The organism is Pirellulaceae bacterium (assembly GCA_029243025.1).
Classification (GTDB): Bacteria; Planctomycetota; Planctomycetia; order Pirellulales; family Pirellulaceae.
Map to the genome: position 1 here is coordinate 156,427 of JAQWSU010000055.1, position 12,129 is coordinate 168,555.

General features: G+C 52.5%; 10 protein-coding genes. 1 reads left to right on the forward strand and 9 read right to left on the reverse strand.

The genetic code is table 11. The features are described from left to right. Window positions 1–4 precede the first annotated feature (4 nt). The 8 genes from P8N76_27140 to P8N76_27175 all read right to left on the reverse strand — a co-directional run bounded on the left by P8N76_27140 (window position 5) and on the right by P8N76_27175 (window position 8,624). Window positions 5–274 (reverse strand): WXG100 family type VII secretion target, encoded by a 270-nt coding sequence (locus P8N76_27140; protein ID MDG2385376.1) that lies wholly within the window; start codon window positions 272–274, stop codon window positions 5–7. A 115-nt stretch (window positions 275–389) separates the two neighbouring features. Then, a complete protein-coding gene (locus tag P8N76_27145; protein MDG2385377.1) occupies window positions 390–1,421 on the reverse strand; it encodes a ferrochelatase in 1,032 nt (343 codons plus the stop codon). Window positions 1,422–1,694: 273 nt separating this feature from the next. After that, window positions 1,695–2,930, reverse strand: coding sequence for an MFS transporter (locus P8N76_27150; protein ID MDG2385378.1), 1,236 nt, complete (start codon window positions 2,928–2,930; stop codon window positions 1,695–1,697). 97 nt (window positions 2,931–3,027) lie between these two features. Further along, window positions 3,028–4,071 carry a Gfo/Idh/MocA family oxidoreductase gene (locus tag P8N76_27155; protein MDG2385379.1) on the reverse strand — a complete coding sequence of 348 codons (1,044 nt, stop codon included), beginning with the start codon at window positions 4,069–4,071 and terminating at the stop codon, window positions 3,028–3,030. Then, the gene (locus P8N76_27160) at window positions 4,068–5,147 is read right to left on the reverse strand and encodes a hypothetical protein (GenBank protein ID MDG2385380.1); all 1,080 of its coding nucleotides are present in this window, start codon (window positions 5,145–5,147) and stop codon (window positions 4,068–4,070) included. The genes P8N76_27155 and P8N76_27160 overlap by 4 nt, the downstream gene beginning before the upstream one ends. A gap of 111 nt (window positions 5,148–5,258) precedes the next feature. Then, window positions 5,259–6,635: an MBOAT family protein gene (locus P8N76_27165; GenBank protein ID MDG2385381.1), complete on the reverse strand. Its 1,377-nt coding sequence runs from the start codon at window positions 6,633–6,635 to the stop codon at window positions 5,259–5,261. Window positions 6,636–6,677: 42 nt separating this feature from the next. Then, window positions 6,678–7,430, reverse strand: a complete 753-nt coding sequence (locus P8N76_27170) for an SUMF1/EgtB/PvdO family nonheme iron enzyme (protein MDG2385382.1) — start codon at window positions 7,428–7,430, stop codon at window positions 6,678–6,680. Between the two features lie 180 nt (window positions 7,431–7,610). Then, window positions 7,611–8,624, reverse strand: a complete 1,014-nt coding sequence (locus P8N76_27175) for a hypothetical protein (protein ID MDG2385383.1) — start codon at window positions 8,622–8,624, stop codon at window positions 7,611–7,613. 337 nt (window positions 8,625–8,961) lie between these two features. Between P8N76_27175 and P8N76_27180 the strand changes: the two genes are divergently transcribed. Beyond that, complete coding sequence (locus tag P8N76_27180; GenBank protein ID MDG2385384.1) at window positions 8,962–9,981, forward strand: DUF1080 domain-containing protein; 1,020 nt, start codon at window positions 8,962–8,964, stop codon at window positions 9,979–9,981. Here P8N76_27180 and P8N76_27185 read toward each other — a convergent pair whose 3' ends face one another. Beyond that, the gene (locus P8N76_27185) at window positions 9,982–11,958 is read right to left on the reverse strand and encodes a molybdopterin-dependent oxidoreductase (protein MDG2385385.1); all 1,977 of its coding nucleotides are present in this window, start codon (window positions 11,956–11,958) and stop codon (window positions 9,982–9,984) included. Between the last annotated feature and the right edge of the window lie 171 nt (window positions 11,959–12,129).

The window sequence follows — 12,129 nt, forward strand, 5'->3', positions numbered from 1 at the left end:
TCGGTCAGGACTGTAAGTACTCGTCAATCTGATCTGCTTTTCGAGCCAAATAGGGTACGTGTCGATCCGACACCTCCAAGAACCGCCCGATCATTTTGATATGCTCGTCGAACTGTTCTGTGAATCGTTTGTGTTCCTGGTCACGCCACGTCGATGCCAAGGCAGACATGTCGCCGTTTAAGGATGCCAAGCGATCGCGAAGATCGCTATTGAACTTTTTGAGTTTCCGTGCGAACTGGCGCAACTCATCAGGGTCCACGACTGCCTGTGGCATGTTGGTTGCCTCTTCGTTTGGAGAGATGAGAAAAATGAGTGGAGCCGACCAACGCGGCTGGCGGTTCTCTTAATTATATCGCTCGAATAGCGATTCGCTCAACTTCCTGGCAGATTCAGGCAGTAGGCCGTCTGGCCGGTCGGCCGGATGGACAGCAATCGAGGGGACAAACGTCGTGGCTCGGACCGTCTGTGCCGAGAAAACGGCGTTCCAGGCCATCGTCCAGTCGTTCTGCGATCAATTCACGAATCATTGATACAAATTTGGGGTGGGTTCCCGCCGTGGCAGCTCGCACGAGATTCATGCCCAATTGATCGCATAGCTGCTGTGCCTCGGTGTCCAGGTCGAACAAAACTTCCATGTGGTCAGAGATAAAGCCGATCGGTACGATTATGATATTCCTGGCAGCTTGATCTTCGTGAAGTTGTTGAAGGTGATCGCAGATGTCCGGTTCGAGCCATGGTTGATGGGGCGGACCGCTACGACTTTGATAAACGAGTTCCCAGTCTGAGTGCTGGAGTTGTTCGCTGACTAATTGACAACTTTCTTGTAGTTGGTCGACGTAGCGACTTCCATCTGACATCGCCATCGGGATGCTGTGTGCGGTGAAAAGCAGCTTGATCTGCGCACGATGCTCGGCGGGGAATCGCGCCATCGCATCCGAAACTCGTTCGGCCATGGTTTCCACGTAGGCGGGATGATTGTAAAAAACACGGATTTTGTCAACGACGGGGACGGTTCCCTTCACGCTTTCCTGAGCCTTCAGGATGTCTTCTCGATACTGACGGCATCCGGAGTAGCAGCTGTAGGCAGATGTAACAAAAGCTAAAGCTCGTTTCACACCATCATTCGTCATTTGTTGGAGTGTGTCGCCGAGCATAGGGTGCCAATTCCGATTACCCCAGTAGATGGGTAGCTCGGGACCGTGTTGTTTGAGTTCTCGCGTTAATGCCTCAATCAATGCGCGGTTTTGACTATTGATGGGGCTGACGCCATCAAACTGCTTGTAGTGCTCTGCGACTTCCAGCATCCGCTCGTGCGGGACGTTTCGACCTCTCAGGACGTTTTCCAGAAATGGCATCACATCGGCCTGACCCTCGGGACCACCGAACGAGACAAAGAGGACCGCATCGTAGTTTTCTGACATGAAAGAATTCCGCTGGCGTCGAGGAAGTGTGTAGGACGCGGCGTGTGCCGTGAGAACACGCCGTAAGCGAGGGACATTGTAGGATCTTCACCTGTTCTGACAACCATTCGTCAGGTCAGCACGTTCTGCGCAGCGGTCAAAAATCCTCCTGGCATCCTCCTGGGCCAAAAGCGCCCTCTGGCTCCCGAGCAGCCTTGACTGTCGTGTGCTGCTGATCTTAATTTTTCATAGTTGCAGAGGGTTTTGGGTTCGATTGGCATCTGCTTTAAGGCCTTATTTGTCCTGAGGGCCTCCGTCAAGGCGATCAAACTTTCGCAGTGTCGGAAGCGATAAGGCGGTCAGCGCGACGACAACGATCGTTCCAATGCCGCCGCTGACAACGGAGACCACAGGGCCGAACCAATGAGCGACGACTCCCGATTCGAAACCGCCCAACTCATTTGAGGCTCCGATGAAAACGCTGTTCACCGCCGATACACGACCCCGTAATTCGTCGGGCGTCAAAGTTTGAACGAGAGTGTGACGGATCACCACACTGATGTTGTCAAAAGCGCCGGTGAGAAAAAGCATCAGTAGCGAGAGCCACATGATTTTCGACAATCCAAAGACAATGGTGGCGGCACCAAAGCCAATGACTGCCCAGAGTAAAACGATGCCAGTGCGCCTGAGCGGTGGTCGATGTGCAATGATGATTGCCATCATTAAAGCGCCCGCGGCGGGAGCCGCTCGCAACCAGCCTAGCCCCTCTGGCCCCGTCTTTAAAATGTCTTCGGCAAACACGGGAAGTAAAGTTACCGCGCCTCCTAATAAGACGGCAAATAGGTCGAGTAATAGGGCGCCCAGCACGACCTGTTGACGACGAATGAACTGGAATCCAGCTGCCAGTTCTTGCAGGGTCAGATTTCGCTGAGTGACTTGCTTTTTATAAAGACGCAACATCGTCAACAGAACCACGAAGGTAGCCGCAGCGACCACATCAAAGATGTATACCCAAGTCGGACCATGAAACCATTTAATGAAGAAACCACCAGCGGCTGGTCCTAAGACGGATGCCATATGGAATCCAGTGCTATTCCAAGTTACGGCGTTGTTGAATTCTTCACTCGGTACAATCAGCGGCAAGAGGGCCGCACGGGCCGGTTGCTGAAATGCACGAGCCACACCGATCAAGAAAAGGCAACCGAAAATGAGGCGGGTGTCTAACTGATAGTAAGAGATCAGCGCAAGCCCCATGGAAGCAATGGCTATTAGCGAGACCGCGCAGGCGACAACCCATTTGCGATTGAAACGGTCGGCCACATGTCCGCCCAGCAGGAACAGTACGATGACTGGAAAGAACTGAGCAAGCCCTGCAAGTCCCAGCGCTAATTTCGAATCCGTGCGGGTATAAATGTCCCAACCTACGGCGGTCGTTTGCATCTGAACGCCAAAATAAGCGATGAAGTTACCGATGAAATAGAATCGGTAATTCCTGAGACGCAGTGCCGAGTAAGGGTCGTGTGAATTCATTTTAGCGGTTAGCCACCCATCGTTCGCTCGCGAGCGGGAGATTGACGCGGACGACACCGACGAGGGTTTTGCGTTTGAAGCTCGGTGAAATCGAGCTTCAATCGAGTATTACTTTACATGGTTGAGCGGTGACGATGCTCGTTTCTACGGCATGTGCAAAAGCCATGTACCGAACACCGGTAGAAAAATCGGTGAATTGGACCCGTTCTTTACCCCGAATCGCATTAATGAATTCCTCTTCCACTCGCCAGTCTCCCTGTTCTTCCGGTGGGATGGCGATTGGTTGAAGCACCGAATCGGTGGCATTGGCTGCGAGTAGTTTATCCTCCGGGCCGAACAGGCAGTGTAGAGTCCCTTGGCTTCCGTACAGCTGGATTTGAGGTGCGGGGCCGTGATACGTGGCACTATTCAGATGGTAAGTGGCACTGGCACCGTTGGGAAGTGTGGTGAGAATATTCAGACTGTCGGGTGATCGTACGTCGGTGCTCCGACCTAGATTGGGGTCGAATCGTTGTTTGGTGAAAGTACGTGCCGTGGCAAAGACGTCCGTTGGATCGGGCGTCCAACGAACCAACGTTTCGTGCAAGATTCCCATTGCGAGTTTGTTCAGGCCGTTGAGATTAAGGTCCTGCCGCCAATGCATTTCAGTTTCTGCTCTGGCAGTTGAGCTGTTCGTCCCCAGGACAATAATGTCACGTAGTTCGCCGAGGTGCCCTGCTTTCAACATGCGTAACACTGTTTGGTGGATCTGCAAACCGAATGGGCTGGGCACGATTTGAGCGATCAACTGATGGTTGCGCTGAAAGGCTGCGTTCATTTGATGTGCTTCTGCCAAGTCACGTGACATGCGTGCTTCACACAATACGTGTTTGCCGGCGTCGAGCGCGGCGACCGTGATGTCACGGTGGAGGTAAGGCCAAGTACCGATGACAACCGCGTCGATTTCGTTGTCATGCACAAGAGCTTGCCAGTTGTCGTAACGCTTCGGGATTTTAAACTCGGCCGCGACTGCGGACGTCGATTCTGGTGTGCGATTGCAAACACCGTGAAGGGTTACATACTGACAGGCCCGCAGCCCAGGTACATGTCTCAAACGGGTGTTGGCTCCCAAGCCGACGATGCCAATGTTGATGTTATTCATTTTTTTGAGCCCTTTTCCCGTGATGCGTTCTCGTTTGAATTGCGTTTAAGCCAATCCTGGAAGTCAACATCGGCGAGCAGTTCGGTGGCCAGATGTTGGTAACCTTCATCGAGCGGATGACTTGCGTCACCATACAAAACCGATGGTAAAACGTCGGGGGCCGCATGATTCACCTGATGCGAGCTGAACCAGCGAGATATCGAAGCCCTAAGCTGACTCCATCGTTGCTGACTGTCAGCTTCCAAAAGATGAGCGTTGATCGGCCCCACCAAAACGAATACATCGCATTCGCGAGATTTTAGTTCGACTAGCGTTTTTTGAAAGGCTTCCCATTGAAGTGAATCGTTTAAGTCAACCCAAGGATAGGATTGGCGAGATATACCACGTTCGGTCCAGGGAATTGGTTGGTGTCGCAATTTGTTTTGTGGAAGTCGTGAGGTAATTGTCTGAGGCGGTACGGGAGTGCCTGCTCGTCGTAAACGACCTCGCTGGAGGCTCCAGGTAGGATAGGTGAGGCCAGAGAAATAGATCGATCGTTGATGTCGGACGAGTTGTCGTAACGAAGAACGCTGGAAGACAAGATTTCCGAGTCGGTCAGAAATCGTTGCGTGGTAACAAGGGATCCAAGGATCGAATTGCGGTACCAACGTGGGATGGTTGAAGGGTAGTTCCTTGGTTGTACGAAGGTCACGATCAGGTGAACTTAACCACAGTAAGTTACAATGAAGAAGCACCGGACTCGATTGCACGGACTGAGCGAAATGCTTTACCAGGCCTTCCATGGCGAGAGGATGCATGCCGTTTACGCCGCCGTTGGCGAATTCCAATTGTTCCTGCGAGCGATTTAAATGTCCCGCCAGTGAATGATTGGGCAGCACATATTCGCCCCAAATCACCGAGTCACCGAAGATCGTCACTTGATTTCGAGCACTCGTCTGCTGAGTGAACTCTGAAAACTGCCAATAGTCGTCACTGAGTACTATCGGTGTGCGATAGTCACGTGGAGTGACAAACGAGTCCGTGTTTGCCCAAACCCAGGGAAAGATAAGCCAGAGCGTCAAGGTGAATCCAATCACGGTCAGACTCCCTCGAACGGAAAGGCACGGGCCGATGATCGGTAGAGAAGTTTCGTTTTGAACCAAATCTGATGGGGACATGGTAATTCAACAGGTTGTCAAAAGGAGATTTTAGAACTGGAAGTAGATAAACGGATTGTTGGATTCGCCCGGGACCAGGCTCAAATACAAGACCATGGCGAGGAAGCAGGCGAACTGGATCCAGTGACCGACTCGACTGTCTAACTTGTGAAGCTCGGCCAGTCCTTGGTAAATGAGAATGGAAACCACGAGGAGGCCGCAAAGTAAGGGGAAACCGGGGCGGTTCCAACCCGTCGTGGCGATCCGATTGAGGATTAGCAACGCATCCGACGTCGTTTCGGCTCGGAAAAAAATCCAGGCGAAGCAGACAAAAGTGAACACAGCGACTTGTTTGACCAAAGTTGGCACCTTGTTGCGATACCAGTGGGATTTTTCCAGAGATCGGGTCACGAGGATACCAATCCCGTGCAACGCACCCCAAATCACAAAACGCCAGGCTGCGCCGTGCCAGAGTCCAGACAAGACCATGGTCAAGAACAGGTTGCGATACATCTGGAGTTCTCCCCTGCGATTACCCCCCAGCGGAATGTACACGTAGTCACGAAACCAAGTGGACAAACTAATGTGCCAACGTCCCCAGAAGTCGCGTAATCCGGTTGCGAGATAGGGGTGATTGAAATTGAGCATCAAACGAAAACCGAGCATCTGCGCGACACCCCGCGCCATGTCCGTGTAGCCACTGAAGTCAAAATAAATTTGCCAAGCAAAAGCGATTACCGCTAAGGTGAGTGTAGCGGATTGATAGTTGGATGGATTTGCAAAGATCGGATCGGCATAGTTGGCAAGATAACTGGCCAAGGCCACCTTCTTGAACAATCCGGTAATAAACAAGGAGATGCCGTTGGTTAAGTTTTTTCGCGTGATGGCAGGAGCTGTCTTAAATTGTGGTAGTAGCTCTCGGGCTCGTTCAATGGGGCCAGCGACTAGCTGAGGGAAAAAAGAAACAAAGGTGGCGAAACGAACGAAATTGCGTTCGCGTTCAATTTGGCCTCGGTAGAAATCAATCGTGTAACTCATCGACTGAAAAGTGAAGAAGGAGATGCCGACCGGAAGTAGCACATCCGGACCCCGCAAGGCGTAGCCGATTCCTATCGAGGCCAGGAGCTGATTAATGTTGTCCGTGATGAACGCGGCGTACTTGAAGAAACCCAGCAACGCCAGATTGTTGACGAGGCTGATGATGAGCCATAGTCGTCGCCTTCGGCTTCGGTCCATGAATATCACGCAGGCATAGTCCAGCAGCGTGGAATATCCGACCAAGATGAGGTAGAGCGGATTCCACCAACCGTAAAACACATAAGAGGTGATGAGAAGCCACGGTAGCCATAATTTCGTCGGGCGCAGGGCCAAATAGACCGCGTAGACGACGATGAAAAAAACAAGGAATTCCCAGGTGTGGAACAGCATGCTTGCCGCTGGCCCCGTCGGTGTGTTTTATGAAGATTGGGGCTAATGGACTGCCGGGAGTCCGATGCGTTGACGTTCTTCAGCATTTAGTTGTCGGACGCAACGGAAGCCAAGCGTGTCACGTGTGAAGCAGGCATCGTCAATTCCGGGATTATCTGATGCACGAGCGGATGGCCGGCAGGCGGCTGCACTCGACTTCCAGGATCCGCCACGGATGACGCGCTTTGCGCCCGTGTCTGGGCCTTGGGGATCGTGGGACGGTGCTGCTTGATAAAAGTCAGCTCCGTAGATGTCATTGCACCATTCGGCAACATTTCCCAGCATGTCATGTAACTGGAATTCGTTGGCTCGACGCATTCCAACCGGATCCGTTTGTTGGGTGGAGTTACCGGCGTAACAGGCTTTCGAATCAATTTTCGGAGAAGGTCCGCTGGATAAATCGCGAGTGTCTCCGGCTCGAGCTGCGTATTCCCATTCAGCTTCCGTCGGTAAACGGTATCCGTTCGCGTCAAAATTGCACGCGAATGTTGATTCGTTGTAACAAGGTTCCAAGCCTTCGGCTTCAGAACGGATGTTGCAGAGAATGGCAGCTTCTGACCAGCGAATTTGTTCCACGGGTCGGCGGGGATCTTTAAAGTGGGAGGGATCTGGTTCTTGCAAACGGGTGAGCAGATCCTGTGTGAATTCGTACTTGTCGATTGCAAAGGGCGTGACGGTGACCTGGTGAGGCGGTCCTTCGTCAGGCTCGTTTTGCGAACTCCCCATTGTGAACTCGCCGCCGGATAAGAGCACCATGGGAATTTCCAATGAACTCTTGATTTCAACGATCGAGGGGGCATTTTGAGATGACGCCGATGGGCTCTCACAACCAAGTGTGAGCATTGAAAGGGGAGCCCACAGACAGAGACAAACCGATCGATGCCTTGTGAGCCGAGGATGCACGGCCTGAATGTTCACGATGCAGTTGTTCCTTCTTCAGTTCGTGCGAATCCAATCGGATTCCTTATTCGACGTTTCTGGGGATTGGGTGACTCGAGTGGGTTCTCCTGGCTGATCAAATTCTTTGATGTAGATATCCCAGTTGCCGCAAACGCCCACCATTTCGGCGACTTCGGCGTGGGTACCAGGACCTTTTGAAGCTACTCGTCCGCCCGGACCGTAGCTGAACGTGATGAATCTACCATCCGGTGAAAATTCTGGGTGATAAAGATGCATCTTGTCGTGATGGTAGACGATCCGCGAGTTACTGACCTGAGGTCCTTGGTCCGTGTAAGTGATGTCTGCAACGTTAACGGTGTGGTCGTTGCTGCTCCATGTCAATCGCTTACCATCGGGGCTAAGCGTCGGTCGACAGCCGGATATTTTGAGGTCCACAATGCGGTCACCGTTGACTTCAATTCCAACGATCGCGTGTCCAAATCCCATCCCTCCATGAACAGTCGCGATGATCCAATCTTCATTGGCTGACCAAGTCGGAACGTAAATATGCTCAATCTTTTTATTCGGATGGACCCTTGTTTGTCCATCTACAAGATGATGGAAGTAGAGATATTTGGTGACGTAGTCTTTAATATTGAACTTGGAAAACTCCTGCTTCGCGAAGGCGATTTGTTGACTATCGGGACTCCAGCAAGCATGTCTTGCTCCATCGGCCAGCTTGCGGCGCTCAGAGCCATCGCGGTTCATCACCCAGAGACTTCTTGACGTGTTTCGCCCACTCCCTTCGTCGACAAGAAAACAGATCTTGGTTCCGTCCGGAGACGCTTGGGGATAGAGTTCATGGATATCGTTCGTCTGCGTGATGTTGGTCCTTCCGGTACCGTCCGGATTGATTTGCCAGATGTCCCAATTTTTGTCCGCGTAGGACTCGAACAAGACCTTGTCGGGTAATGTGCTAAGATTTGCACTCGTTTCGCCTCGCGTGGCGTCACTCCCCATGAACGTGGTCGCGATGAAGCAGGCGAAAAGCGGAAAAACTCGCTTGTGCATGGTCTCTCCAGATCGGTTCGAGGCGGCATCCTGGGCGGTAAAAAGGCCCGAGTCTGCGAGGATGACGATTTGGAATCGCGAGACATCAGGCTTGTTACGTTGTATCTGGACCCATTGTAACGAAATAGAATTATTGCGTGTGGGGTGATCAACAATCGGGCGGTTCAGTCCCAATGAAAATGAGCCCGATTGGCCCGTCGTGTGGAGGATACGGTTAAGTTGTCTTGATCTTGGCCGAATCAGGAGCAGGGAATGTCTAGAATTGGCACGGCCACCTGCTTATGATGGGCCCAACGCTGTGAAATCTTCTGGAAATGCATCGTGATTGGAAAGGTCTATGGAAGCTCGTAACCGCGTCTTGATGATTATCGTCTTGTTGTTTGCTGCGCTGGCAACGGTCAACGTCCAGGCTCAAAACCCTAAGCAGGCAGCGACTTCACCCTCCCACGCCGACGCTGACTTTACCTTTCTCGGTGAGTATTACGGCTGTGTTTCGGGGCACGGCATGATTGGTTTACAGGTGGTGCCACTCGGATCCGGCCAATTTTCTGCGATGGTTTATCGTGGGGGCTTGCCTGGAAACGGGTGGGATCGAACAACTCGGTTTCAACTTGCAGGGAAATCGAAGGGAGATTCGCTGCAATTCGAAAACTCTGACCTGCAGATTGACATCCGGGGTGTCTACGCCCAAGTTGAGGGGCCTACCGGCAAAGCGTTGGGCCAACTGCGAAAAATGAATCGACGTAGTCGCACGCTCGGCCTGCGACCTCCTGCCAATGCGCAGGTTTTGTTTGATGGACGTGATGCGGCAGCCTTCAAGAATGCACGGGTCGAGAACGGATTGTTGCAGATCGGTACTGAGCTGATTCCTCGGTTTCGTGATTTTCTGTTTCACATCGAATTCATGGTCCCCTATATGCCCCATGCGAAGGGCCAAGGCCGTGGAAACAGCGGCGTTTATTTGCAGAGTCGCTACGAAGTTCAGATTCTGGATTCCTTCGGATTGGAGGGGAAATTCAACGAGTGCGGTGCACTCTATCGCTACCAGGCTCCGGATCAAAATATGGCCTTTCCACCATTAAATTGGCAAACTTACGACATTACTTTTCAGGCGCCTCAGTTCGACGGAAACGGCCAAAAGATCGCGAATGGCAGGATTACCGTGTTGCACAACGGCGTGGCTGTCCACAGCCAATTTGAGCTTGAGCGAAAAACGGGCGCGGGACGGAAAGAGGGGCCCAAACCATTTCCAATTAAACTGCAAGATCACGGCAATCCTGTGCAATTTCGCAATATTTGGATTGTCGACCGCAGTGGATGCCGACCTCGCTCGATCGTCCAACGTCGATTTCGCTAATCAGGTTCGCGGAGTTTCGTGGGGCTGGTCGGAAGACGCCGAAACTTGCCCCATCGGTTTTAGAGTAACCGGTGTGTCATAATAGACGGCACAGCCACCCGCGTCTGTGACCTCGGCTTTGATCAATGCATTCGCACATCGGCCCGAGTGAAGCCACCCTCCTTTGTCCATCAAGACAACGTCTGGTCGTTGAAGCTGGTTGAATTTAATTTGGACCGTCAGCTCCCCCTGTTCGGAGACGAGAATTGCTAATTGACCGTCTTGGAACTCGGGCGCTGCTGTGGGGTGCACCGTTGCCTGGGCCGGCCCCTCTTGTTCGTGTGGCTGCGATTGTGATGACTGGGTGGCCTGGGTTGAGAGCGCGGCGAGTGTCAACCGAGATGTGCCGTTGTTGTGAGTCAATGCTTCCGGTAACTCGTGAATCAAGTTTACCTTCCCTGTGGGTGTCGCAAATTTCCGATCGGCAAAGATGACCGATTTTGCAAGAGGGTTCTTGATCGCACCTGCCTTTACTTGATCGAGCGTGATGCCGTGTTCCGCCAATCGGGCCAGCAGGCGTTTTTGCCAAACGGTTACGTCGTGGTTGAATTCATCACCAAGACCAACGCGTTGGGCGAGTTCCTGAATGATCGCGTAATCCGATTTGACTCCAGCGGGTGGATCAGTCACCGCTTTCATGGCTGTGAGCCAGTGGTGGCCGTAGGCACCGAGTAAATCATCTTCTTCTAACATCGTGGTTGTCGGCAACACGATGTCAGCATGGCGTGCGGTATCCGTTAAGAACGAATCTACCACCACGGTTAGCTCTCGACTTTCTAATGCATGAGCCACGGTTTTTGATTCTGGCAACATGGCAACAGGATTCGCTGCAGTAACCCACACCATGCGAATCGGCGGATCGGTTTGTGCGAGGATTCCTGGACCGATCAGCGGTTCGGGGATCTTGCGTGGTGCCGAGTCGGGGTCGCTAAAAGAAAAGTCGAAAGCTCCGCGACGTTGGAAATAATAGGAGGCGCCTCCTCCGGGGATACCGATATTGCCAGACACCGTCGCCAACGCATCGATGGCCCTGACTGTGGCCGCACCGAAGCGACGCCTTTGCATTCCCCAGCCAAGTAAGATGGCTGCCGGGCTATGCGCATAGACTTCGCTCAAGGCTTGCAAGTCGCGCGCTGTCACACCTGCTGCCTGAGACCAATCTTGATGCGATTTTGAGAAAACTAGGTTTTGATAAGCTTCAAAGTGGTCGCAGTAACTCGGTGAAACCGGGTCGATTAGGTGTTGTGTGAACAACCAACGCGCGACGCCACACGCCAATGCTGCGTCCCCGCCCGCTCGAGGCTGGATGTAGAGGTCTGCAATTTGATTCGTCTGGTGATGGACTGGATCGATGAGCACGATTTGAGTGCCGTTTTGCTGAGCTTCGCGCAAAATCGGAATCAAATGAATGCTGCTGACGTAAACATTCTTGCCCCACAGAACAATGGTCGAGCTGTGTTGGACATCAAACAGGTCGTTGCTGTCCACTTGGCCAAAATCAGTGGCTTGAGCCGCCTCACCGGCCCCAGAGCAAATGTCGCCCGATTTGACGGTGACGGGACCGAATCGTTCGAAAAAGTAGTCACTCACATGCTTCATAATGCCAAGTGAACCACCGCAACGATAGTGAAGGATCGAGGCCCCTCCGGATTCCGTTCGAAATCGCAGCATTTGCTCTGCAATCTGATCGAGAGCCTCGTTCCAGGAGATTGGCCGAAAATCGTTCCCGTCGCGGGCGAGTGGAGTCAGAAGGCGATCTGAGGAATATTGCCGTTCTAAAAAACGACTTGTGCGATGGCAGAGATAGCCCTGGGTGACGGGATGCTGAGGATCACCTTGTAGACGCGTGATGCGGCCGTTTTCAATCGTGGCGACGATTCCGCAAGCGTCGGGACAGTCGCGATTGCAGGCTGTAATCTTCTGGGTGATTGTGTTCATGAAAATTTGTGTGGGATGGGTAAGGTGCTCACCGATTGTGCAATTGCCGTTGTAGCATTTGCTGCTGGCGCCGGTCAATAAAGTCGATGTTTGTGTGGAGTCTTCATCTTGGCAAAGGTAAGTCAAACGTCAAAAGATTACTCGATGCGGAAGCTTCAGTTTGTTATTCTG